This is a genomic window from Pseudoalteromonas sp. APAL1 (genome assembly GCF_021532475.1).
Lineage (GTDB): Bacteria > Pseudomonadota > Gammaproteobacteria > Enterobacterales > Alteromonadaceae > Pseudoalteromonas > Pseudoalteromonas lipolytica_C.
Genome location: NZ_JAKGAW010000037.1, coordinates 1 through 22,590, shown reverse-complemented (window position 1 = coordinate 22,590; position 22,590 = coordinate 1). Strand labels below are relative to the sequence as shown.

Sequence of the window (22,590 nt, the reverse complement as noted above, 5' to 3'; positions counted from 1 at the left end):
ACACCAACAGGATAACAATAAGCGTCCGAAGGGGGCCACTATGAAAATGATTAGTGCAATAATAAAGCCATTCAAACTTGATGATGTGCGTGAAGCACTGGCTGATTTAGGCATTGAGGGGATGACAGTTGTCGACGTTAAAGGCTTTGGCCGTCAACGTGGTCACACTGAACTATATCGTGGAGCTGAATACCAAGTCGATTTTATTCCAAAAATCAAACTTGAAATTGCAACTCGTAGCGAAAATTGTCAACGCGTTGTTGAAACCATCACAAAAATTGCTTCAACAGGCAAAATTGGTGACGGCAAAATTTTTGTTTACGACCTAGACCAAATCGTCCGTATTCGTACAGGCGAACTTGATGAAGAAGCAATTTAAGGGGGAATTATGGAAAACACGATTGTAGAGTTGAAGTTCTCGCTCGACACATTTTACTTTTTGATGTCGGGTGTTTTAGTAATGTGGATGGCGGCTGGTTTCGCTATGCTAGAAGCAGGTTTAGTGCGTGCAAAAAATACAACAGAAATACTAACCAAAAACGTAGCACTATTCTCTATTGCCTGCACTATGTTTTTATTAGTGGGTTACAACATCATGTATGTTGATAACGCAGAAGGTGGTTTTATCCCTTCATTTGGTGCATTAATTGGCACTCAAGCTGCTGATGCAGATCACTCTTTAGAGTCTGATTTCTTCTTCCAAGTTGTGTTCGTAGCAACGGCTATGTCAATCGTATCTGGTGCGGTTGCTGAGCGTATGAAGTTATGGGCATTCTTAATTTTCACTGTTGTTTTAACTGGTTTCATTTACCCAATCGAAGGTTACTGGACTTGGGGCGCAGGCTTCTTATCTGAGATGGGCTTTGTTGACTTTGCTGGTTCTGCAATTGTTCATGGCGCAGGTGCAGCAGCCGCTCTTGCAGGTGTGCTTTTCCTAGGTGCTCGTAAAGGTAAATATGGCAAAAACGGTGAAATCTACCCAATTCCTGGTTCTAACCTACCGTTAGCAACACTAGGTACATTAATCCTTTGGATGGGTTGGTTTGGCTTCAACGGTGGTTCACAACTGCTTATCTCTGACGCTGAAAATGCAACAGCAGTAGGTAAAATCTTCGTTAATACTAACGCTGCCGCTGCGTGTGGTGCAATTGCTGCACTTATGGTGTGTAAAGTACTTTGGGGCAAAGCCGATCTAACTATGGTGCTTAATGGTGCATTAGCTGGTCTGGTAACTATTACAGCTGAGCCTGCATCACCAACACCATTACTTGCTTGTTTACTGGGTCTACTTGGTGGTTCTTTGGTTGTATTTAGCATCGTTGCACTTGATAAAGCTAAAATCGATGACCCTGTAGGTGCTATCTCTGTACACGGTGTATGTGGTGCTTTAGGTATTATGTTAGTACCACTTTCAAACTCAGATGCAACCTTCGTTAATCAGTTGATTGGCTTAGTATGTATCTTAGGATTTGTGTTTATCGCGTCATCAATCGTATGGGCAATTCTAAAAAATACTATGGGTATCCGCGTTACCGAAGAAGAAGAACTAAACGGTATGGATCAACATGACTGTGGTATTGATGCGTACCCTGAGTTTGTATCAGTTCGTAGTAACTAATCTTTGTGCGTGTTTTTACACGCACAAAAACAAATCATTGTGTGTTCAAATCAAAGCTCTACTTAGGTAGGGCTTTTTTGCAATTAAATAAGTCTTTTCTGATAGGCGATTTAGTCAATTATTAGCTATGCTTAAGGTTCCAATCTAACAAGGAAAAATTATGGATAACAAACTGTTGCTTATTATTATCTCGCTATTTTTACCGCCTGTTGCGGTATTTTTAAAAGCGGGAGCAGGTAAAGATTTAATCATTAACATTATTTTATGTTTTATCTTTTTTATTCCTGCCGTAATTCACTCGCTATGGTTGTGCACACGCTAACCGAGTTTAAGTGACTGTTAATTTTACAGGTGTTAATATTGCCTAGCTTGTCCTGTAAAATTAACTGATCAATAGCGAACTCAATGGCTGATAAAAAAACACCTGCAAAAAAGTCGTCATCAAAAACTAAAGCGGCATCTTCACGCTCTTCTTCTAAGCGTAAAAATTCACCTAAAAATGCTACTAAAGCGGGGATTCTAAGAAAGCTTTGGTCAATATTTTGGAAGCTTTCTTTAGCAGTTGTCATTGCTATGACACTGTACCTTATTTACCTTGATGCCAAAATTACCCGCCAATTTGAGGGGAATAAGTGGCAGTTACCAGCCCAAGTCTATGCGCGTGCAATGAGTTTTTATCCTGGACAATATTTATCCCAGCAAGAAGTTATTTGGGAGTTAAACCGCTTAAATTACTCTTCAGTAAATAAACTCAGCCGTACAGGTCAGTATGTTAAATCTGCTAACAGCATTAAAGTGTATCGCCGTGAATTTGAATTTTATGACGGCCTTGAAGATGCACACGTTATTGAGCTGCGTTTTTCGGGACAAAAGTTAGCAACTATTAAAGATAAATTTGGTCGCCGCTTGAATAGCGCACGGTTAGAGCCAGTACAAATTGCACGTATCGGTAATGACTCAAAGCAAGATCGTGAGTTTGTACCGCTTGATAAATTTCCGCCAATGCTAAAAGACACCTTGCTGGTGGTTGAAGACCGTAATTTCTATGACCATCACGGCGTATCGGTGTGGTCAATTATGCGTGCTTTGTATAGCAATATCAAAGCAGGGCGTACCGTACAGGGCGGCAGTACTTTAACTCAGCAGTTAGCAAAAAATATCTACTTAACTCGTGAGCGCTCTTTGGTACGTAAATTTAATGAGGCGCTAATTGCCTTAATTCTAGATTACCGCTACAGCAAAGATGAAATTTTAGAGGCCTACCTCAATGAAGTGTATTTAGGTCAGTCTTACAATCAAGGTGTTCATGGTATGGGCCTAGCCGCTGAGTTTTATTTCTCAAAACCTGTGGATGAACTTGAATACGACCAAATTGCGTTGTTAGTTGCTATGGTAAAAGGGCCATCGTATTACAATCCGCGCCGTTATAGTGAGCGCGCAATGGAGCGCCGTGATTTAGTGCTGCGATTAATGGTTGAAAACAAGCTTATTGATACACGTGAATATCGCGCGGCATTAAAGCGTCCTATTGATATTGCACCAATGAAAGACAGCCTGCAAAAGTCGTATCCGGGTTACTTAGAATTAGTTAACCGAGAATTAAAGCGCCTACTACCAGATCAGCAAGTGTTAGATGCCGGAGTACGTGTCTTTACCTATTTTGACTTACAAAAGCAAACGGCTATGGAAGAGTCGATTGAAGCAAGCTTGCCGTATCTTGAAAAACGCCCTAAAACAGAAGAGCTTGAGGCAGCGATGATCTCTGTTAATGTTGAAAAAGGTGGAGTGTCGGCGCTAGTTGCAGGCCGTGACGTACGTTATTTTGGCTTTAACCGTGTACTAGATACCAAACGTAATATTGGCTCATTAGTTAAGCCAGCAGTATATTTAACGGCATTTGAAAGTGGTCAGTTTAATGTTGCCACTTTAGTGGATGACTCACCACTGCAAGTGACTAACGAACAGGGCAAAGTATGGCAACCAGAGAACTTCGATAAGCAGTTCCGCGGACCAATGCCACTATACAAAGCATTTAGTAACAGTATAAATATTCCTGCGGTTAACACGGGTCTTGATGTTGGTGTAGATAAAGTGGCTGATACCTTGAAGCGTTTAGGTGTAGAAGGGCGTATTGATCAATATCCATCATTACTTTTAGGTGCACTTGAGCTTTCTAGCTTTGAAGTCGCGCAGCTTTATACAACGCTTGCTGCAGATGGTCAGTACCGCGAGTTAACGTCTATTTCAGCACTGACAGATTCAGTAGGTAAAGTGCTTTATAAACATGATGTCACCTCACAAAAACGCTTTGACGATGCATCAATCTACATGACCAAATATGCAATGAAACGAGTGACCAAAGACGGTACAGCAAAGCGTTTAAATGCCCACTTTCCATCAATTCAGCTTGCTGGTAAAACAGGTACCAGTAATGACTTGCGCGATAGCTGGTTTGCAGGTTTTGACCAAAACACAGTTACTGTTGCATGGATTGGTCGCGACGATAACAAGAGCACTGGTTTAACAGGCAGTGTTGGTGCACTAGAAGCCTATATTCGCTACCTTAAACCACTCAATCCTGAAGCTATAGCAGATACACGCCCAGCTTCTATTCGTTGGGCCTTTATTAACGAAGAAACCGGCCTGCAAGCGCCTCCTGGATGCGGCAAGGTTGTACAGCTTCCAATTCGTGCCAGCGAGTTTGAGCCAAGGCCTAATTGTCAGCGTTAAACTTGGCCCTGAAACTATTTAGCTCAATGTATAATTGAGCTAAATTTTGTATGTTGTAGATTGCCATGAATGCACTTCCTTCAGTGTTTCTGGCAAGCGAACTGACGTTTATAGAGTTTGAATTGCAGTACTTTATTGGATGACTTGTAGAATAATTAGTTATTCTTGTATGCCTAAATCAGACATTGATGCTGTGAAAGCTATTAACCTACCATTAGTATGATTTTATTTTGAAGTCTTGCTCCTTCCTCATGCTTTCACTTGTATTTTATAAGGTTGCTTGATTTACTTCAGATAAATATCGACTAATTATTGCAGCACTACTAGTTGTAAATATTAAAAAATAAAAGCCTCATAATGAGGCTTTTAGAATCGTTGCTTATCTTACTAATTTAATCGAAATTAAAAGTCATAAGAAGCAGATAGTTGGACTCGACGAGGAGATTGATAACTTTCCGCTAAACCAAATGTTGCACTGTCATCACCAGCCGCTATTTCAGCAACTTCGTCATAACGAGTTGCTGTAGCTGCATCAAATACATTGAAAATATCTAATGCGAAGCGTACTTTTTGGTCATTAAAATGCAGGTTGTACGTAAAGTTAAGATCTAATCGCGCTGTCCAGGGAGTTGTTCCCATGCTGCCGCGAGGGTAGCGTTTATCACCAACATAATAAGTATCGCCATAATCATATAAGTCTGGGTTTGGTGTATAGCCCGCACCTAATGCTGTCCAAGGACGACCAGAAGCAACATTTAGATTTGCGCCTACTAAGAAGTTTTCAGTAACTGCGTATGCACCGTAAACTTTAATATTGTGACGACGGTCTGCTGGTAAGTTACCGTTAGCACCATCCATAAGATAAGGGTAATCCCAGTCTTGTGTTAAACCAGCATCATCTTGACCATTATCAGATTTAACAAAACCTTCTGTGTTACCGTAGTTATGTGACCAAGTGTATAGTGCTTTTAAAGACCAAACCTCATCCCAACTTTTCTCAATTGAAAGGTCAACGGCAGCGTAACGACGTTTAGCTTCAGGATAACCTAGCTCTTCAGCTGTGAAGCTATACTCTTCAGTTACACCGTCACCATCTAAGTCAAAATTAAATGTTGCGCCATTACCTGGGTTGAATAAGAACCAGTTTTCACCAAGATATTCACCATTTTCATCTCTAAAGATGTATGAGCCATCATCTATTTGATTACCCAGTGTGCGGTATGTACCTTTGATGCTCCAAGACCAGTCATCATTAATCGCTGCTTGATAACCTACAATGATTTCATCATTATACATAGGCTCAAGGTCTTTATCTGCTAGGGTGTTTGAAGGTTTTGCAGTTCCGTCACCACCATTTGAAATAGCGATATCACCTAATTGATTGCTCAAACCTACAGGAGTACCGTCAGCATTAAGACCCTCATACTCATACCAAGTGTGGATATAAGTTTCGGCACCTGCAAGGCGAATGTTCGTATTTGCAGCAACAGGTAAGTAATATCGACCTGCGGTAATAAATAATTTACTGTCACCGTCACCATTGATATCCCAAGATGCACCTAATCTTGGCGCAATTTGGTTATCAATAGATACAAATTCATCACCATCAGCATTGTAGTTTGTGAAACTGTCATTACGTAGACCTAAAGTTAACGTTAAGTTATCTGTAACAGCCCATTGATCTTCGATATAAATCGCCCAGTTTTCAACTTCAAATGCACCACCATTCTTATAGTTACGTACACGAGTTGTTTTCATTTCTTCTGGAAGAATATAACCGTTTGGAAGGCGAGCACCTTCTTCGTATGTTCTGTAGTAGTAGTAAATACCACCAGAGTTAATCGTAGTTGCATCTGATGTATTGGTTTCTGAGTCATAACCAAATCTTAATGTATGCTCATCATTTAAGTACCAATCAAAGTCAACGCGCAATTGCTCGCGCTTATCTTCATTGGCGCCTACAGTGAAGTTTACATAACAGGTAGTATCAACACCTAAGTCTGCGTCATAGCCAGTAGGGCAGTCATCAAAGTCAGAATAATCAGTTTCTGAGAATTTAACTTCACCATACATAGCAGACATGCTTAAGTCATCAGTTAGGTTACCTGTATAACGTACTGCAAAACTTTCACCACCGCGTTTGTGATAAGCTGTACCGCCATCTACTGTGTAGTTCCCAACGCCATTAGGATCTTCGATTGTGCTTTCTGAGTATGTGCGTTCATCGCTAAAACCCCAAAGCATTAATTGATGATCATCATTAATGTTCCAGTCAATACGCGCTAGATAGTAAGGGTCATCATCTTTTTCTTTTGTTAGAGAGGTTTGAGAAGCGTTACCGTACTCTTCTTCGATATCACGGAATGTATAAATTCCGTAGAAGAAAAGCGTATCTTCAATTAGTGCACCTGAAGCATAAATATTTGTTTCAAATGAGTTTACATAGTCATCTTGGTTGTTAACAAATAAATCACCAATACAGTGACCATCAGCAGCCTCACAACGATCATTTTGTAAGTAAACTGAATTTGGTGCTTGTTCTCTTAATGAATCAGGAGAGTAAATTGACTCAACACCAAAGTGAAATTCATTCGTACCTGATTTTGTTACTGCAGAGATTAGGCCACCAGTTGTTCGACCAAACTCAGACGAATAACCACCAGTCTTAATTTGGAAGCTATCATATGCTGAGAATGGAATGGTTGCGCCACCTAAACCGTTACGGAAGTTAGTCATATTAAGACCATTTACGTAATATGCGTTTTCTGCGACAGATGAGCCACCGAATGATGCTTGATCACCAAAGCGACTATCACCTTCAGTTGCACCAGGGGCTAGTAAAGCAACTGATGTTAATGAACGAGCAACCGGTAATAATTCAAGTTCTTCTGAACTAATGTTCAATGATGATTCCGTAACCGAAACGTCAACAGCACGAACTGCGCCACCAACAACTGCAATACGTTCTATATTACCTTCAACCAATGGAATCTCGAGTAGTGCAGTTTTACCAACACCGATAATTACATCGTTGATCTGTGCTTTTTCAAAACCAGCTTGTGACACTGTTACATTATATTTACCAACAGGTACTTGGTTAAGATTAAACTGGCCATTTGCATCTGCAATGAGAGTTTTTTCATAACCTTTTGACTTATCGGTAATGGTGATTGTTGCGCCAGCTAAAGAAACACCAGACTGAGTAATGATGTTACCTTTGATTGCACCATTAACATTGTCAGCCATAGCAGGCATTGCTGCACTTAAGGTCATAGCAACAGCTGCAGCTGTGAATGAACGCTTAAATGTTTTTGAAAAGTTGTTTTTCATTGAGCTTTCCCTGTGAAATTTTAGATTTTTGATTTGTTATTGTTTGTTAATAACCATCACGCTTTGTTTTTTATTTATTTGGAGTTTTAACCATTAAATAAAGCGTGAAACAAATTGGTAACACATTAGGGACATACAGATCAATTTTTTATATTACAAATACGATAAACTTACAAAAAAACGCCTTGGAACGATCTAAAGTTGATATTTTTTGCTTATTTATACAAAAAATACACAGATGTAATTTGATGTAATTGCGTTAAGTAAGTTTTAATTCTACTTTTAATTCTTATAAAACAGTTTGTTGGGAATTTTATGTCGTTTTCGTTACATTTTAAAATATAAATGCAGGAAAAAATCATTTGGTTTGTATAAATGATGTTTTAATTATAATATTTTTGGTTTTAAATTTTCGAAAATAATCTGATCTATTATTTTCTGAGGGGGTAAACGTTTGGAAGTATAGGCCACCGATTAAAGTGACCTATTTTATTTTTTAGATTAAAGCTTCGCGAATGCGCGCTCTGCGGCTGCAATGGTGTCGTTGATCTCTTTTTCAGAGTGCTCAGCACACACAAAGCCAGCTTCGAAAGCAGAAGGAGCTAGGTAAACGCCTTCTTCAAGCATTAAGTGGAAGAACTTTTTAAAACGCTCTAAATCACACTCAGTCGCTTGTTGATAGCTAGTTACTTTTTCTTTATCAGTAAAGAAGAAGCCGTACATTCCACCTGCGTAGTTTGTTGTAAGTGCAATGCCTGCTTTTTTCGCAGCGGCTTCAAAGCCTTCACAAATTGCTTTACTTTTAGCTTCTAGTTCATCGTGTAGACCTTCAGCGCATAATAATTCAAGCGATTTTAAGCCTGCTGCCATGGCAATTGGGTTACCTGATAATGTACCCGCTTGATAAACAGGGCCGACAGGTGCGATGTAATCCATGATTTCTTTCTTACCACCAAATGCACCCACTGGCATACCGCCGCCTATTACTTTACCTAAGCAAGTAAGGTCTGGTTTGATATTGTAGTAAGCTTGTGCGCCACCTAAAGCAACACGGAAACCTGTCATTACTTCATCAAAAATAAGCACAGATTTGTATTCATCACACACCTCACGTAAACCTTCTAAGAAGCCTGGTACAGGTGGAATACAGTTCATGTTGCCAGCAACTGGCTCAACGATGATACAAGCGATTTCGTCAGCGTATTTTGCGAAAATGGCTTTTACTTCATCAAGGTTGTTAAACGACACCGTTAATGTGTGCTTAGCGAAGTCTTCAGGAATACCCGGTGAGTTAGGAACGCCCATAGTCAGCGCGCCTGAGCCTGCTTTTACTAGTAGTGAGTCAGCATGACCATGGTAACAGCCTTCAAACTTTAAGATTTTGTCACGGCCAGTGAAGCCACGCGCTAAACGAATTGCACTCATGGTTGCTTCAGTACCTGAGCTTACCATGCGTACTTTTTCGATTGATGGTACCAGCTCTTTTACTTTCTCGGCCATTAAGATTTCAGTTTCGGTTGGCGCACCATAGCTTAAGCCATTTTCAACGGCTTCTAATACCGCTTGTTTGATAGCAGGGTGGTTATGACCCATGATCATTGGTCCCCATGAACCAACGTAATCGATATAACGGTTACCATCAGCATCAAAGGTAAAAGGACCTTCTGCTTTAGTGATGAATAAAGGAGTACCGCCAACGCCATTGAAGGCACGAACTGGTGAGTTTACACCGCCTGGGATTGATTCTTGCGCGCGATTAAAAAGATCTTGGCTAATTGTCATGAATAGTCCTATTGGGTTGTCACGTTAAATGAGTTGGTTTGTAAGGGCTCAAAGAGCCCAAAACGAAGCGAGTTAACTATTACGTTTACGGCTAAACCAAGGCACGTCGACTTCATATTGCTCAACTTTGTCGGCAACATCTAAGGTTAGAGCAAACAACGCCATGCGGATTAACACGCCATTTTGAACTTGGCGGAAAATTGCTAGGTTGTCGTTGCTATTTAAATCGTTATCAAGCTCGTTTGCTTCTAAGCGGCTGTCACGAGGCAGTGGGTGCATCAGTACTGAGTTTGGCTTACAGTGTGCATTGTAAATTGCTTGGCTGATACGAAAACCACCACGGTATTTGTTCGCTTCTTCTTGTGAAGGGAAGCGCTCTTCTTGAATGCGGGTTTGATATACAATATCAGCTGCCAAGTTGCCTTCCATTTTATCTACTAGTTGAATTTTATGACCGGCGTTATCAACAGCATCTAAAATGTAGTCTGGCATTTGTAAGCCATCAGGTGCCACCATAGAGAACTTAACGTCTTTATAATGACACAGTAACTTAGATAAAGAGTGCACAGTACGGCCGTATTTTAAATCACCCACTAGGGCAATGTGCATACCGTCGATACTTTGGTTAAAACGGCCAAGTTCACGTTCAATCGTTAGTAAGTCAAGTAGGGCTTGAGTTGGGTGCTCATTTGGGCCGTCACCGCCATTGATTACTGGTACATCACACCCAGTAGCAAACTCAGCAACGGAGCCTGCATCAGGGTGGCGCATTGCGACTGCATCTGCATACGCAGAGATAACACGAGCGGTGTCATATAACGATTCACCTTTTGCTAGCGCAGAGCTTTGCATGCCTGTTGTTTCGCGGACTAAGCCACCTAGTAAGTTAAATGCGGTACCAAAACTTACGCGAGTACGTGTGCTTGGTTCAAAGAACAAGTTCGCTAAAATTGCGCCCTCTAAAACATTGGTGCGCTTTTGCTTTTTAGCATAAGGCTCCATTTTCTTAGCAACTGCAAAAATACGTTCAATACAATCTCGATCAAGCTGATTGACCGACAGGATATTTTCACCTTGGAAACTTAGCATGGGGTTTGTTCCTAATCACATTTATAGGGCGCTGGCACTCGGTATGGGAGGCCGCATAAATTTGCGCAGTACTATAGCAAATTTTTAGCGTACACAGCAGCAAATTATAAGTTAGGTTTAATAATTGCCAGTGCCACTATAGCTAAAAGGATGAGTACCGGAACTTCATTAAAAATACGGTAAAAGCGATCGCTACGTTTATTGCGATCATGCTTAAAATCAGCCAGTAATTTAAAGCAGTAGCCATGATAGATATAAAGAATAATCACTAATACCAGTTTGTAGTGCAGCCACATGCTGTATCTAAACCAATCACGACCATATTCAAAAATCGTTAATACGCCAAACACGAGTGTTAATACGGCAAAGGGCGTAACGAAATAAAGTAAACGTCGCTCCATTACTTTTAGCATTGAGTTACAGGCTTTTTCTTCACTCATTGCGTGGTAAACGAATAGCCGAGGCAGGTAAAAAATACCGGCAAACCAAGCGATCATAAAGAACACATGAAACGTTTTATAAACTAATAGCGCAGTCATTTAAGTATCCATTTTAATTGTTATAACAAACTGTTGCGTATGGTAAGGATATGCCTGATTTGATCCCAACGCAAAAGACCCATAATTTGTTGGTTATCAAGTAGGTTGTATATATACACCGCACCGCTGCGTTTATCTTTCAGTAAATCAAAGGCATCGGCTAACGTTGCTTGGCTACTTAGCCCAGAAAGGTTGACGTATTTGATATTACTATTTTGATCAGACATTAGACTTAAATCATATTCAGCAAGACGATAGCCGTTTTCTTCATCATGCACAATAAGCGGCGTTTGGCTATCAAGGGCATCAAGCGATTCTTTGATTTGCTGTTTGTCATCACTGTAAAGTAACTTGAATTGTTCATCCATTTCAGCCATTACTCCGACTTTTTGTAACGCTTCGGTGGCTGGCGATATTTGATACTCAAGCCCTTGGAAATCAAGTTGCTGCATAAAAATAGAGCGGTTACCAAAAAACTGCAGTGCCGTGACATAAGCCGTTGAAATCACCAACATGGCTGGCACAATAATCTCTGGACTTGAGGTTAACTCCATAACCGTAGTCAGTGCTGCAAGTGGTGCGTGTAATGTAGCTGCCAATAATCCTGCCATGCCAAGCATGCTGTAGGTACCAGTAATATCAACTCCCAGGCTAATAAACTGAGCAAAAAAAGCCATTAATGTGCCCATTAATACCCCAAGCCCAATTACAGGACCGATGATCCCGCCAGGAATACCCAAGCCAATAGCAAATAAGGTGGCGAGTAATTTGGCAATCAAGATGGTAGTTAAAAACTGCACATCATCTGGTGACTCAATGGCAATAGTGATTGCACTCATACCTGAGCCCATTGCATGGGGAACCATATAAGCAATTAAGCCTGCGATTAAACCTGCCAGTAATAGGCGAGGGAACATGCTTAGCGGTTTAAAGGTGCGGATTATAAGCATCAAGTTTTGGTTAAATGCATAAGCAACAGCACCAAGTGCCATACCAAAGATGATTAAAAATGGGTAATGCCAACCACTCAATGGATTCATAGTAATAAGTGCAAGCTCAGAAGCGTCACCAAATACAAATTGAGTCGCTAATGCGCCGGTTACCGCAGCGAGCATGATGGGCACGAAAATATGCACTTTATATTCTCTAAGCACCACCTCCATTACGAAAATAACGGCTGCAAGCGGGGTGTTAAATGAGGCGGCGATACCGGCTGCAACACCACACCCTGTTAGGGTACGCATTGCATTGTGTGGAAGGTGTAATTTATCGGCCAGTAAACTGGCGCCCGTTGCACCCATATGTACCGAAGGGCCTTCTCGACCTACCGAAAAACCACTTATCAGGGCTAATGCACCACCGACAAATTGGTTCACCGTGTTGTAAAGCGGCATATGGCCATAATGTTTTTTAATGCGGTGTATTACAAATGGAATGCCAAGGCGATAATGCTTAAAGCCAGTTAGAGCTGCGAATAGAGCAATTAATAAGGCGGCACTGACCGGAAGAAGAACTCGTTCAAGAGTGGGTAGTGTTGAGAAGTCATCAGGCTTCTCAAGAAATAAACTCTGGAAAAACATGATAGTGAGGCGAAAAAGAATGATTAAAACTGCCGCAATTAACCCTGCACTTACACCAAGTAAGCACAACTGCACAGATGTTTTAGGCTTTGCTAAACGACGTCTTAGTCTTTCAAGCCACATGCATATTTCCTCACAGCACTTTTGAGCCGCAGTTTAGCAAATCAAATTCACTAAGTCCTTGTGATTTTGAAATTAATAAGTAATTTACTCAATGAAGGTTATCGGTACGGTTACTATTCAGCTGATCCGTAAGAGAAGGTAAATGTGCTTTAATTGCATGAGATAGCTCGGGGACGAGCCCAGCATGTTTTTTATGTACAACAGTATTGACTGTCATTTGTCTAAGTACAACAACTTCAAATTCTTTTCGCAAGTTATGAATATCAATTTCAAGTGCAGGGTAGAGCACATTGTCAACTCGGCCTTTCTTTAGCATTCTTAATATATGGTTTAAATCTTCATTTAGAATTACACGCGCTTGAATATTAAACTCCTTGAGCAATTCAAGGTCTCCCATCGAGCTCATAATACTAATGTTTTTATCGTCTAAGTTAGTACGGTTACATGTTTCAGATTTACGACATATTAAGACAATATTTACGGTACCTAAGCTTGGTTCAACGACGATAATATCATCGAACTTACTTAGGTTGCTTTTTGAACGAACTATATCCCCATCGACTATCCCAGCATTAAGTAATAACACACCTCTGCGTGAGGGCACGGCTTGAAGTTGAGTTTTGATATTTAATTCATCATAAACAGTTTCCATAAACTGTTTGAATGGCGCTATATGAGGGATATCTATATAGGTAAATAATAACTTTTTGGGTTTTATATAGTGTGTTGTCGATTGTGAATTGTCATCAAATAAGCTCTGTAGTTGAGCTAGTTTGCTTTGATTCTCTGTTGTATTTTTAATACCAATAACGAGTGGGAAATCTGTAAATTGTCTGACTATTTTCGGTTGAGGTAACCCCTTTTCAATAGCAAAATAACCTAAAATCTCAGGAGCAGAAATGACAAACTTAACCTGATTAGTCGTTAATAAGATGAATAACTGCTCATCGGTGGCGACTCGAATGATGCTGTCATCATAAGCTTGAATTATGTTCTCAATATATCCAGGATAGACATAAGAGTCGACTACAGCCACTTTATTATCACTAAAGAGCTTTTCTAAATTATCAAATGCTTGTTCATTCTGTTGATTTGTTAACACAGCAAGTTGTGAGTTAAAAATAGTAGGCGAAGCGATAAAGCCTGGTTTTATTTCCGAGAGCCAAGCTGGGTAGTAACCTAGATACCCCGGTTGTTCGGCCTTTTCGATTGCATCTTGCCATGGTAAGTATTCAACATTAAGCTCAATTCCTTGTTTTGCAAGTGTGTTTCTCAATGAAGCAATCGCATTACCGCCATTTGCCATTTTACTGCTGGCATAGGGAGGAACTTCTAAAGATGTAATTTTCCATGTTTCATTATCAGCAGCAGTGACACTACCCGACATACCCAGCATTAATAGGATGAGTGGTAACAAATAGGTTCGCATAAAACAATATCATCATTGATCGTTCAGTAATTATACGCTTAAATTACAGCCTTTTTGTATTTTTATTGGTCTTTTTAGCTAAAACGCGGGCGATCCTATTATCTAAGATGATGAGTTTAAAGTGTATAGCCTACCCGTGCTGTTATTAAGTACGGATATTGCTCCCTTGAGATACTTGATTAAAACACTCGGGTATTAGATAATCGCCACATTATAGGTTTTGAGGGTCTCGGTATGTCTGATGAGTTGCCAATTAAGTTCAGCGATGCAGCAGCTGTTCGTGTTAAACAGTTAATCGAAGAAGAAGAGAATCCGGATCTAAAGCTACGTGTTTATGTAACAGGTGGTGGTTGTTCTGGGTTTCAGTACGGTTTTACTTTTGATGAAAAAGCCAACCCTGGCGATTTAGAGATTGAAAAAAACGGTGTTACCTTAGTGGTCGACCCGATGAGTATTCAATACTTAGTCGATGGTACGGTAGATTATACTGAAGGGTTAGAGGGCGCACGTTTCTTCGTTAACAACCCTAACGCAACAACAACTTGTGGTTGCGGAGCTAGCTTTAGCGTTTAAAAATTTTTTGAAAAAGCCACTTGATGTGGCTTTTTTATTGTTCATACTCTCTTAATCCCTTCATTAATGCACTCACGCATCAGCAGAAGTAAGTTTTAGCTTCTGAGTTTAAGAATAACAAAAGAATAGAAACCTTAGTTGTTAGCAGTTTTATCGTAACGGTAATTTAGTTGCTTTCGGGTAATACCAAGTAATCAGCAGCTAGCTGAAAATACACATCAATCAACCTGTTCAGATCGCATTGCCAAAGTTAAGGGCTGAGTTTGAAAGCTTGGTTGTTGAGTAAGAACTTATAAAAGGAATAGGTTCATTTTGAGGTTCTAGGCATGCATCTATATAAGGGGATTGTGTTGTGGTTCAGTCAGTAAACGTCGTTGCTGCAATAGGTTATTGCAGTAATTGGCAGATTGGTATTCGAGACCATACGACACAGTTCTCCTTGCTTATTAGTGCTAAGAAAACGAAATCGTTAGCTCGTTTAGGTAACTTCGTTGCGCCTTGATTAATAATAAGTGACTCTAGTGTTGAGTCACTTTAATCATCAGTAAAAAAAAGCCCAAAACAAATACAGAGGCGATTAATATATATACAAACCCTTTTTTTCCCTGCTTAATTGGTACACGATTGTGTCTAAGAAACAGGTACCACGCTACACAGAGTACAATTGGCAACAAAAATAATATACGAAACATTTCTTAACCTTTTTCAGTATTTACATACACTTTAAGCATAAATTTACAGTTTATAAAGCGATAATTTAAGTGTGATAAGGTTTCAATTGATTAATTTTTTGGTACAGTTAACAACTGGCAATAGAGCACATGCTTTAATTTTAGCTACAATTAAGTTTGTTTAACTATGCGGTCCATTCCTAAAAGAAGGACATTTGTATAATTATTCATCCAAAGCATAAGTTATTAGTATATAATGTGTTCAGGAGTGAGACGGGCAAAATTTCACTCTAAATTTTTAATTTAAATCATCTAGTAGGAGATGTATTTTATGATGGGTAAAACAGTTTCTTCTGAAGAAAACTCAAAATTAACGAAATGGCTTAAGACGAAGCGCCATGAGAAAGGTCACACAATGCGCAGTCTTGCACAAGTGTTAGGTACGCCTCATTCTTTTATTGGTAAAATTGAAAACCAAGAGCGTCGTTTAGATGTTATTGAGTTTATGCGTTATTGTGATGCGCTAGAAGTTGACCCATACGAAGGTCTTAACTTATTAAAAGACGCATAATTGTTGACTACCCAGAAGTTTTTAACTTCTAGCATATAGTATGAATAGTGCATGGATGCACTATTTAAGCCCCGCTATTGTAATCCCTATACTTTATTTACATACGTTTTTATTTTGTTAATTGTTTTTGTGGTAGTTGTTTTCTAACGCATAAAGCTTATGGCGAATTAAGAACAAAAATACCAATGATGGAATAACCATAAGTGCTGTTAGCACAAAAAACATGGCCCAGTTACCATCTAACCAATCATCAATTACAACGCCGCTGTAACTTGAAAGCAAAGTTCTACCTAAATTACCTAATGAGGCAAGAAGCGCGTAGTGCGTTGCACTAAATGCTCTGTCGCAGAGCATAGATATAAATGCCACCATAGCAACGAGAGACCATGCTTGGGTAAAGCCATCAACGATAATGGCAAAGGCATACAGACTCAATTTAGGGCCCGCAATAGCAATCCAAGCAAAAGCTAAGTTTGAAGCAGCCATCGCAATACCACTAATAAACAAGCCCTTTACAATGCCATAGCGTTGATTAAATAGACTCCCTAAGAATGTGAACGCGATGGTAAGCACTGCAGTGCCCACTTTCGAGAAGGTGGCAATGTCACTATTCGAAAAGCCTACTTCTTTATAGAACACAATAGACATTCGTCCTAAAAAGGCTTCACCAATTTTAAATAAGAAAATAAAAGCTAATAATGCGAGTGCTGTTTTAACACCATTACGCGCAAAGAAGGTTTTGAATGGATCAATAACAGTTACAGCAAGCCATGCGATTATTTTTGTCAGTTTGCTTTGTTTGGCACCAGCTAACTTTTGTTGGTAAGTGCGTTCAAGTTCAGCTTGCACAAGTTCGCGGTTAGAATCAGGCTCTTTTGCCCAAAAAACACTGCTCATCAGTAATAACATGACAACAGATAAGAAAAAATAAACTTCAGGCCAGTCAATTGATGGAATGTCAGCTAAATAAAAAGGCAAGGCACCAAGTAAAGCATAGCCACTCCACCAACCTGATGTTGCCATCGCTGCTGCAGCGGTAGCTTTATGGCTTTCATTCTCGGCTAAGGTATCAATACGAAATGCATCAATAGCAATATCTTGGGTCGCAGATGCAATAGCAATGACTAAACAAATTGCCGCTGCAAACCAGAGGTTAGCTTTAATATCTAAACCTGCAAGTGCAAAGGTGCCAATAAAAATGACTGACTGGCACAATAAAATCCAGCTGCGGCGCTGACCAAGCCAATTGAATAAGAATGGTAACTTGACGCGGTCAACTAATGGAGACCATAAAAAGTTAATACTGTAAGCACCGAAAACTATACCAAATAAGCCGATCATACTTCGGCTTAGGCCCTCATCTTTTAACCATGCCGACAAAACAGAGCCAATCAACACCCATGGAAAGCCACTGCTGATACCAAAGATAAAAATGTTGATTAAACGTTTGTCTTTGAAATACGAAAAGTACTCTGAAATTGAAAGAGGGTTTGTCATAGTATTGCCAATTGATGGGGCTAAGAAGCCCCTAATTATTATTGATTAGCGTCAAGCACTTTAACGTTTAAAATTACGATAGGTGTTTTTGGTACAAAGCTGTAACCAATTTTTTCGTTGTATGCGGTTTCTGTACGCATAATTTTATCAAGTGTTTCATAGCCATCCATAACCATACCAAATACGGCAAAGCCCCAATCGCGGCCCGGGTTTAAATGGTCATTGTCGTCCATGTTAAAAAAGAATTGGCGAGTGCCTGAGTGCGGCTTACGGTCTTGGTACGCCATAGCGATACTGTACATATCATTTTTTAAGCCATTACCACTTTCGTTAAAAATAGGGTCGTATTCGTGCAAGCCATCGTAGTCTTTGTCATAACCCCCGCCTTGGATCACAAAATCGCGTTCGTTATCGTCGTCGCGTTCTACACGGTGAAAAACACTGCCTTGGTAACTGCCATCAGCAACGTAGGTTAAAAAGTTATTCACGGTAATCGGCGCACGAGAGCGGTCCATTTCAACCACGATGCTGCCAAGTGTCGTGACAATTTCAACACGTGGAAACATATTGTCTTTTTGAATAAACTTACCTTCAGTTGCTGCAAATGAACTGTGAGCAAATAATAAAATAAAACTGAGTAAGAGAATGCGCTTCATAGTTACCCCTCTAAATAAGCGATTAATTCTGGGTCAGATACAATGCGGGTAATTAATTGTTCAGTCAACTTATTAAGCTGACTTTCAATTTTCGCACGGTCATGACTTAAAGGCCCTTCTAAATTAGCACCACCTCGATACACCTTACTAAAGTTGCTGTTATTTCTAATCACACGGACACCTAACTCAATACTGGCAACACTTGTGTGTGTCATCAGTTTTTCAGTTACGACGGCTTGTAGTTTATGAATGTCAACTTCAAAGCGAGTTGTAGCAAGGTTAGAAATATTGGCTCCATTTCTACTCAATGCGCTATCGAGGGTACTCTTGAGCGAATCTGCTATTCCTGGGCTGGCTAAAGTCTTCACTTTACCGGATTCAATGATTTTTAGAGTGACATTATCACCTCTTAAATCAATAACACTGGTACTTACGTTGCTATCTATATGGGTGATTTTACCACTTTGATAAACAGGGTTTAAAATTAGCTGATTAGGCTGATTACTACACCCAGCAAGCGCTAATAATGCACATAAAGAAAGTAACTTTCTCATCTAGATTGCTCCATCAATGATTTTTAGTTGCACTAAGTACGACAAACTTTTTGTTAGAACCTAATAGTTTGCAATTGCCGAACATGCGCTTTAGTTTTTCATGGTAGTCGAGGTGGCGATTACCGATAATCCTTAATTCACCACCTTGTTTAAGAGTATGTTTGGCTTGTTTAAACATTTGCCAAGCGATGTGATCAGTCACAGCTTGTGCTTGGTGAAACGGTGGGTTACATAAAACAAGATCAGCACTGTCAGGTTCAAAATCGGTTAAGCAATCGTTTTGTATAAACTCACATTGCTCAAGTTGTTCAGGTAGATTGTGGGTAACATTTAGTTTTGCTGATTCAACGGCCATATACGATTCGTCAACAAAAGTGACATGGGCTTTAGGGCAGCGTTTTAAAGTCATCAAGCCAACTACGCCGTTGCCACAGCCTAAATCAATAATACGACGAGCTTTGCTAGTTTGTGGTAAATAGTTAAAGAAAAAACGTGCGCCAATGTCTAACGAATCTCTAGAAAATACATTCGCATGGTTTTGAATTTCAAATTCACTGCCTTCAAGTGGCCAACTTACAGGGAAGGGGGCTTTTTTATCAAAGCCACTGGTTTTACTGATTACTAAGCGAGACTTTTTAACTGCTAAGCTGGTTGAGGTATCACCAATATACTGATTAAAGGCTTTAATTGTTGAATTATGGATATCTTTGGTCTTACCTGCGGCAATAACTGCAATGTCTTTAGGAAGAGCTGCGCTAATAGCTGCAAGCTGATGCTGTAAATAGCCTAAATTACGGGGCACTTTTAAGATCACTAAATCAACCTGGCTTGGTAAAGCTTGTAATGAATGAAGCTGCTTAACTGAATCAATCGTTAACTCATTGGCTTTTAAATTGTAACGTGTTGCTTGATGACCAATATACGAATCGTTAACTGAATAAACTGTTAATGAACTGAATGCGCAAGCAAGTGCGCCAAAGCTGTCATTCAAAATGAGCACTGAATTTGCGTCAGGATGATGTTCTTGTACATAATTGACAAGGTATTCATCACCAGAATCCCAGGCTTGAAGACTGCGATTTTTTTGATCTAAAGGAAAACGTTCTAGGGTATAGGTGTTATCACCGAGCTGTGCTTGGGTGGTCATCATGATTTTACGATAAGTATTTAAGTATAGGTAAATTCTAACATGCAACAGCCAAACGCCAACCCTAATCATTTACCTGAGGGGTTTTCTTATCAAGCGAAGGCTTTAAGTGCGCAAAAAAGTCTCGATTTATTTTATTACCTACAGCAACATCTTAATTGGCAGCAGCCTTCTATTAAAGTTTATGGAAAAAGTCATGTGATCCCCCGTTTGCAGTGCTTTATTGCTGATCCGAATGTTAATTATAGCTATTCAGGGTCCCAGCTAATTGTTGAACCTTGGCCAGCGGTGCTTGATGCCATGCGTAAACGTTTAACAGCGCAATTGCAGATACCTTTTAATGCATTATTGGTAAATTTATACCGTGATGGTCAAGATTGTATGGGCTGGCACAGCGATGATGAAAAAGAGCTCGGCCAGCAGCCGACTATCGCATCAATATCTCTGGGGGCTGAGCGGAAATTCAAAATAAAGCATAAACATACTAATGAGCAACACGATCTTATTTTACAAAGTGGTAGCTGCTTAATTATGAATGGCCATAGTCAGCGTGATTACCAGCATTGCTTGCCCAAACAACAAAGGTTAAAACATCCTCGAATTAATCTTACCTTTCGCTCAATACGATAAAATCATTGGTAAAATGAGCCACGCCCTTGATATAGTAACGGCCAATTATTTTGCAATTAAAGGTCTATGACACATGTCAATGCAACAACAAATTGAGGAAAAGCTCGCTGCGGGTATCGAATGTAAACACCTGAATGTTGTCAATGAAAGCCATATGCATAGCCGTGGAACAGAATCGCATTTTAAAGTGGTGGTTGTGAGTGAAGAGTTTGCAGGTAAACGCTTACTTGCCCGACATCGTCAAATTAATGAGCTATTAAAAGATGAATTAGCAAACCACATTCATGCATTAGCGATCCACACATTTACTCCTGAAGAGTTTAGTGAACAACAAGGACAGGCACCTGAATCACCTAAATGCTTAGGCGGCTCAAAGTTCGACTAAATTAGTAGGACAGTCACCCAAAGTTAAGTGGACAGTCACCCAAAGTTTGAAGGACAGTCACTCAAAGTTAGCAGGACAGTCACTCTAAACTGCTTGTCACTTGGGGTTTTAAGCTCGAAAGATTTAAGTGGGTCTGAAAAGTTTTACTGATCAGACCTGTATTTTAACTATTAGCCTTTAAACTAGCGCTAATTTTTATTGTGATAGATATAGGATGATCAATGGTCATTAAGCCTAAAATTCGTGGATTTATCTGCACTAACGCGCATCCAGTAGGGTGTGCTGAGCACGTACAAGAACAAATTAATTATGTGAAAGCGCAAGGACCACTGAGCAATGCACCTAAGAATGTATTAGTGATTGGTGCGTCTACAGGTTACGGCCTAGCATCACGTATCACGGCTGCATTTGGTGGCGGTGCTAAAACGTTAGGTATTTTCTTTGAAAAAGAAGGAAGCGAACGTAAAACAGGTTCTGCAGGTTGGTACAATACTGCGGCTTTCCAAGCAGCGGCTGAAGAAGCTGGTTTATGGTCTAAAAATATCAATGGCGATGCGTTTTCTAACGAAATCAAGCAAAAAGCAATTGATACTATCAAAGCTGATTTAGGTAAAATTGATTTAGTTATCTACAGCCTTGCGTCTCCTCGTCGTACTGATCCAAATACAGGCGAAACTTACTCATCTACGCTTAAGCCAATTGGTTCTGATATCACAACGAAGAATCTAAACACTTCAAAGCGTGTGATTGATGAAGTAACGGTTGAAGCAGCAAGCCAAGAAGACATCGACAATACAATTAAAGTTATGGGCGGTGAAGATTGGGAAATGTGGATTGACGCATTAAAAGAAGCGGATGTTCTTGCTGATAACTTCAAAACGACTGCCTACACATATATTGGTAAAGAATTAACCTGGCCAATTTACGGTCATGCGACAATCGGTAAAGCCAAAGAAGATCTTGACCGTGCAACGCAAGCAATCAAAGAGTCTACGAAAGACTTAAATGGTGAAGCGTATGTGTCTTCATTAAATGCGGTTGTAACACAAGCAAGCTCGGCAATTCCAATTATGCCTTTATATATTTCTGCTTTATTCAAAGTAATGAAAGCAGACGGTACATACGAAGGCACAATAGAGCAAATTCACGCGTTATTTACTGAAAACCTTTACGGTGAGACGCCACGTTTTGATGACGGTGGTCACTTATTCCAAAACTACAAAGAGTTAGAAGATGATGTTCAAGCTCGTGTGCAACATGTTTGGGATACTGTAGATACAGATACGATTGACGAATTAACGGATTACGTGGGTTACCACAACGAATTTTTACGTTTATTCGGTTTTGGTATCGACAGTGTAGATTACGAGCAAGATGTGAATCCTGATGTTGCGATTTCGCAGCTTATCGATTAATCGATAAACAAACTTTATTTTGAAAAGTCGCTTTTTTAAGCGACTTTTTATGTTTGTGGATGAAAATAAATCTGCATCAATAGCACTTTGGTCTATATTGAATTTTATTCAAATGGTTTTTGTAGTCTAAATAATCACATCTGTCGTATAAATTTCATATTTGCTCTCGCATAGTCACCCTGATTGATGTTAAAATTCGGGTAATATATGTGAGGAGTTTACTGCGTTGCTTGTTTGGGGTGTTAAACAGGCTATTCTTTGATATTTAGGA

The 22,590-nt window shown here is 39.8% G+C and carries 19 protein-coding genes; 9 read left to right on the top strand and 10 right to left on the bottom strand.

Going from position 1 to position 22,590, the window contains the following annotated elements; genetic code table 11:
* Positions 1-40 precede the first annotated feature (40 nt).
* The 4 genes from L1264_RS16120 to mrcB all read left to right on the top strand — a co-directional run bounded on the left by L1264_RS16120 (position 41) and on the right by mrcB (position 4,348).
* Entirely contained in the window at positions 41-379 is a 339-nt protein-coding gene (locus tag L1264_RS16120; RefSeq protein ID WP_054554260.1) for a P-II family nitrogen regulator, read from the top strand.
* Between the two features lie 9 nt (positions 380-388).
* Complete coding sequence (locus tag L1264_RS16115) at positions 389-1,618, top strand: ammonium transporter (protein WP_135923722.1); 1,230 nt, start codon at positions 389-391, stop codon at positions 1,616-1,618.
* 160 nt (positions 1,619-1,778) lie between these two features.
* A complete protein-coding gene (locus L1264_RS16110; protein WP_135923723.1) occupies positions 1,779-1,940 on the top strand; it encodes a YqaE/Pmp3 family membrane protein in 162 nt (53 codons plus the stop codon).
* Positions 1,941-2,023: 83 nt separating this feature from the next.
* Entirely contained in the window at positions 2,024-4,348 is a 2,325-nt protein-coding gene (mrcB, locus tag L1264_RS16105) for a penicillin-binding protein 1B (RefSeq protein WP_199526178.1), read from the top strand.
* A gap of 402 nt (positions 4,349-4,750) precedes the next feature.
* On the opposite strand, the gene L1264_RS16100 is transcribed toward mrcB, so the two are convergent.
* From L1264_RS16100 to L1264_RS16075, 6 genes are all read right to left on the bottom strand, one after another.
* A complete protein-coding gene (locus L1264_RS16100) occupies positions 4,751-7,678 on the bottom strand; it encodes a TonB-dependent receptor (protein WP_138557274.1) in 2,928 nt (975 codons plus the stop codon).
* A 501-nt stretch (positions 7,679-8,179) separates the two neighbouring features.
* The gene (gene hemL, locus L1264_RS16095) at positions 8,180-9,460 is read right to left on the bottom strand and encodes a glutamate-1-semialdehyde 2,1-aminomutase (RefSeq protein ID WP_138557275.1); all 1,281 of its coding nucleotides are present in this window, start codon (positions 9,458-9,460) and stop codon (positions 8,180-8,182) included.
* Between the two features lie 72 nt (positions 9,461-9,532).
* Entirely contained in the window at positions 9,533-10,549 is a 1,017-nt protein-coding gene (locus L1264_RS16090; protein WP_138557276.1) for an aspartate carbamoyltransferase, read from the bottom strand.
* Positions 10,550-10,653: 104 nt separating this feature from the next.
* Positions 10,654-11,088: a CopD family protein gene (locus L1264_RS16085; RefSeq protein ID WP_135923727.1), complete on the bottom strand. Its 435-nt coding sequence runs from the start codon at positions 11,086-11,088 to the stop codon at positions 10,654-10,656.
* A 20-nt stretch (positions 11,089-11,108) separates the two neighbouring features.
* A complete protein-coding gene (locus tag L1264_RS16080) occupies positions 11,109-12,791 on the bottom strand; it encodes a chloride channel protein (RefSeq protein WP_235404225.1) in 1,683 nt (560 codons plus the stop codon).
* Between the two features lie 88 nt (positions 12,792-12,879).
* Complete coding sequence (locus L1264_RS16075; protein WP_199526177.1) at positions 12,880-14,220, bottom strand: hypothetical protein; 1,341 nt, start codon at positions 14,218-14,220, stop codon at positions 12,880-12,882.
* A gap of 234 nt (positions 14,221-14,454) precedes the next feature.
* Between L1264_RS16075 and erpA the strand changes: the two genes are divergently transcribed.
* Entirely contained in the window at positions 14,455-14,793 is a 339-nt protein-coding gene (gene erpA / locus L1264_RS16070; protein ID WP_135923730.1) for an iron-sulfur cluster insertion protein ErpA, read from the top strand.
* A gap of 1,002 nt (positions 14,794-15,795) precedes the next feature.
* On the top strand, positions 15,796-16,035 hold the full coding sequence (locus tag L1264_RS16065; RefSeq protein ID WP_054562310.1) for a helix-turn-helix domain-containing protein: 240 nt from the start codon (positions 15,796-15,798) through the stop codon (positions 16,033-16,035).
* Between the two features lie 117 nt (positions 16,036-16,152).
* On the opposite strand, the gene L1264_RS16060 is transcribed toward L1264_RS16065, so the two are convergent.
* Genes L1264_RS16060 through L1264_RS16045 form a run of 4 tightly spaced genes read right to left on the bottom strand, consistent with a single transcriptional unit; the run spans position 16,153 to position 19,889 of the window.
* Positions 16,153-17,532 carry an AmpG family muropeptide MFS transporter gene (locus L1264_RS16060; protein WP_199526176.1) on the bottom strand — a complete coding sequence of 460 codons (1,380 nt, stop codon included), beginning with the start codon at positions 17,530-17,532 and terminating at the stop codon, positions 16,153-16,155.
* A 38-nt stretch (positions 17,533-17,570) separates the two neighbouring features.
* Positions 17,571-18,188: a peptidylprolyl isomerase gene (locus tag L1264_RS16055; protein WP_135923732.1), complete on the bottom strand. Its 618-nt coding sequence runs from the start codon at positions 18,186-18,188 to the stop codon at positions 17,571-17,573.
* Between the two features lie 2 nt (positions 18,189-18,190).
* Positions 18,191-18,742, bottom strand: coding sequence for a YajG family lipoprotein (locus tag L1264_RS16050; protein WP_138557280.1), 552 nt, complete (start codon positions 18,740-18,742; stop codon positions 18,191-18,193).
* 13 nt (positions 18,743-18,755) lie between these two features.
* The gene (locus L1264_RS16045; protein ID WP_199526190.1) at positions 18,756-19,889 is read right to left on the bottom strand and encodes a methyltransferase; all 1,134 of its coding nucleotides are present in this window, start codon (positions 19,887-19,889) and stop codon (positions 18,756-18,758) included.
* Between the two features lie 42 nt (positions 19,890-19,931).
* Here L1264_RS16045 and L1264_RS16040 point away from each other — a divergent pair, with 42 nt between their 5' ends.
* The 3 genes from L1264_RS16040 to fabV all read left to right on the top strand — a co-directional run bounded on the left by L1264_RS16040 (position 19,932) and on the right by fabV (position 22,319).
* Positions 19,932-20,519 (top strand): alpha-ketoglutarate-dependent dioxygenase AlkB family protein, encoded by a 588-nt coding sequence (locus L1264_RS16040; RefSeq protein ID WP_135923734.1) that lies wholly within the window; start codon positions 19,932-19,934, stop codon positions 20,517-20,519.
* Between the two features lie 73 nt (positions 20,520-20,592).
* Positions 20,593-20,904, top strand: a complete 312-nt coding sequence (locus L1264_RS16035; protein ID WP_135923735.1) for a BolA family protein — start codon at positions 20,593-20,595, stop codon at positions 20,902-20,904.
* A 221-nt stretch (positions 20,905-21,125) separates the two neighbouring features.
* Positions 21,126-22,319: an enoyl-ACP reductase FabV gene (gene fabV, locus L1264_RS16030; protein ID WP_199526175.1), complete on the top strand. Its 1,194-nt coding sequence runs from the start codon at positions 21,126-21,128 to the stop codon at positions 22,317-22,319.
* Positions 22,320-22,590: the final 271 nt, after the last annotated feature.

What these genes read in the sequence shown, in the direction of transcription:
- L1264_RS16110 (WP_135923723.1), top strand. Translation starts at nt 1,779, where the DNA reads ATGGATAACAAACTGTTGCTTATTATTATCTCGCTATTTTTACCGCCT.
- L1264_RS16100 (WP_138557274.1), bottom strand. Translation starts at nt 7,678, where the DNA reads ATGAAAAACAACTTTTCAAAAACATTTAAGCGTTCATTCACAGCTGCA.
- L1264_RS16035 (WP_135923735.1), top strand. Translation starts at nt 20,593, where the DNA reads ATGTCAATGCAACAACAAATTGAGGAAAAGCTCGCTGCGGGTATCGAA.
- fabV (WP_199526175.1), top strand. Translation starts at nt 21,126, where the DNA reads ATGGTCATTAAGCCTAAAATTCGTGGATTTATCTGCACTAACGCGCAT.
- L1264_RS16055 (WP_135923732.1), bottom strand. Translation starts at nt 18,188, where the DNA reads ATGAAGCGCATTCTCTTACTCAGTTTTATTTTATTATTTGCTCACAGT.
- L1264_RS16115 (WP_135923722.1), top strand. Translation starts at nt 389, where the DNA reads ATGGAAAACACGATTGTAGAGTTGAAGTTCTCGCTCGACACATTTTAC.
- L1264_RS16060 (WP_199526176.1), bottom strand. Translation starts at nt 17,532, where the DNA reads ATGACAAACCCTCTTTCAATTTCAGAGTACTTTTCGTATTTCAAAGAC.
- L1264_RS16090 (WP_138557276.1), bottom strand. Translation starts at nt 10,549, where the DNA reads ATGCTAAGTTTCCAAGGTGAAAATATCCTGTCGGTCAATCAGCTTGAT.
- L1264_RS16120 (WP_054554260.1), top strand. Translation starts at nt 41, where the DNA reads ATGAAAATGATTAGTGCAATAATAAAGCCATTCAAACTTGATGATGTG.
- L1264_RS16040 (WP_135923734.1), top strand. Translation starts at nt 19,932, where the DNA reads ATGCAACAGCCAAACGCCAACCCTAATCATTTACCTGAGGGGTTTTCT.
- L1264_RS16045 (WP_199526190.1), bottom strand. Translation starts at nt 19,889, where the DNA reads ATGACCACCCAAGCACAGCTCGGTGATAACACCTATACCCTAGAACGT.
- L1264_RS16085 (WP_135923727.1), bottom strand. Translation starts at nt 11,088, where the DNA reads ATGACTGCGCTATTAGTTTATAAAACGTTTCATGTGTTCTTTATGATC.
- L1264_RS16065 (WP_054562310.1), top strand. Translation starts at nt 15,796, where the DNA reads ATGATGGGTAAAACAGTTTCTTCTGAAGAAAACTCAAAATTAACGAAA.
- mrcB (WP_199526178.1), top strand. Translation starts at nt 2,024, where the DNA reads ATGGCTGATAAAAAAACACCTGCAAAAAAGTCGTCATCAAAAACTAAA.
- hemL (WP_138557275.1), bottom strand. Translation starts at nt 9,460, where the DNA reads ATGACAATTAGCCAAGATCTTTTTAATCGCGCGCAAGAATCAATCCCA.
- L1264_RS16075 (WP_199526177.1), bottom strand. Translation starts at nt 14,220, where the DNA reads ATGCGAACCTATTTGTTACCACTCATCCTATTAATGCTGGGTATGTCG.
- L1264_RS16080 (WP_235404225.1), bottom strand. Translation starts at nt 12,791, where the DNA reads ATGTGGCTTGAAAGACTAAGACGTCGTTTAGCAAAGCCTAAAACATCT.
- L1264_RS16050 (WP_138557280.1), bottom strand. Translation starts at nt 18,742, where the DNA reads ATGAGAAAGTTACTTTCTTTATGTGCATTATTAGCGCTTGCTGGGTGT.
- erpA (WP_135923730.1), top strand. Translation starts at nt 14,455, where the DNA reads ATGTCTGATGAGTTGCCAATTAAGTTCAGCGATGCAGCAGCTGTTCGT.